This is a genomic window from Pseudoalteromonas sp. Z1A6 (assembly GCF_011378745.1).
In the GTDB taxonomy this organism is placed as follows: Bacteria; Pseudomonadota; Gammaproteobacteria; order Enterobacterales; family Alteromonadaceae; genus Pseudoalteromonas; species Pseudoalteromonas arctica.
This window is the reverse complement of the sequence record NZ_WTKW01000611.1, coordinates 1-1210: the sequence shown is the minus strand read 5'-3', so window position 1 is coordinate 1210 and position 1210 is coordinate 1. Positions and strand designations below refer to the sequence as shown.

The window sequence follows — 1210 nt, the reverse complement described above, 5'->3', positions numbered from 1 at the left end:
TGTAGATACCATCTCTCATTTTAAGCTTCAAGGTCGTATTTAACTTTCTTGGAGCTTAAACGCTTCTTGGTTTTTTATTACACCAAAACATATATGAATGAGCTTTCGCATATTTGCACACACAGCTTGCATCGGTGTTTTACCATTATTTATTAACGTTAACTTGTGTCGTTTTATTGTTTTATTCCATTGCCCAGCGACAATGGCCGCCATATAAAGTTTACATCGAATTCTGGCTGGCCCAAGTTTACTGATTGATGTTCGCCCTTTTAATTTACCCGATTCATTGTGCCGTGGGATTAATCCACAATAAGCCGCCGCTTCTTTGGCTTTATTAAATTTCTTAGCCGCAAATAAATACGTCAGCTCTCTCGATAATACGGGCCCAATGCCAGGGATAGACTCTAGTAGTTTCCTGTTTCTTTTTAAATCAGGTTCATTATCTATGTGGTTATCAATGTCAGATTTAAGCTGTTTAATTTCGTCATCTAAAAACGCGATAGTCACTTTTATCGATTGGCAAACACGCGCGGAAACGTTGCTGAATTCACTTGCTTCTAATCGGTTCGCTTCTCGTTGTCGGTTACTCTCAAGCGCATCTAAACGACGGATAAGGGCTTTAAGCTCTCTAACTTCTAATGCATCAGGTTGCCAATAACTAACGACTGCGTGCTTAGCACAGCCGTAATGGGCAAGCATCGTTGCATCAGACTTGTCTGTTTTATGAATTATGTTTAAAGCGTCTGCATACTTTTTAGCTTTACCGGGATTCGCTAGAATAATATTAAAGCCTTGCTCGTGTAAAAAATACATCAGCGCCTCATGATAAACACCTGTTGGTTCGAGGGTGATAACGAGCTCATTCGCAGCGCTTTTAGTTGTATTTAAAAGCCATTTTTCTATTGCTAAAAAGTCTTGACGCTTGTTTTTAAAGACTTTTGTTTTAATTTTGTTTGTAAGCTGGTCTCTCAACCACGATAAATCAATCTTCTCTTTACTAATATCAATGCCGATAAACATCATCTCTACTTACTCCCCTTGTACATACAGCATCTACTTAAAAAAAGTGTGCTTGGATACCATTCAGTTTCTGAGAATAGAAAGTCAGGGCCTTATCTACGGAGCAGTATTAAATACTAGACGCACAGGCAAGCTCACTGACTTCGATGTGATAAACGATAGCTAATCATTTATCAATGAGAGATACAAG

General features: G+C 38.6%; 1 protein-coding gene. It reads right to left on the bottom strand.

Features of this window, described 5'->3' with window-relative positions; translation table 11 throughout:
• Positions 1-39: 39 nt before the first annotated feature.
• On the bottom strand, positions 40-1023 hold the full coding sequence (locus tag GQR46_RS19890) for an IS110 family transposase (RefSeq protein WP_165742254.1): 984 nt from the start codon (positions 1021-1023) through the stop codon (positions 40-42).
• Positions 1024-1210 lie beyond the last annotated feature (187 nt).

Bases quoted from the DNA above. Each gene is read 5' to 3' on its own strand.
- GQR46_RS19890 (WP_165742254.1), bottom strand. From the start codon at position 1,023: ATGATGTTTATCGGCATTGATATTAGTAAAGAGAAGATTGATTTATCG.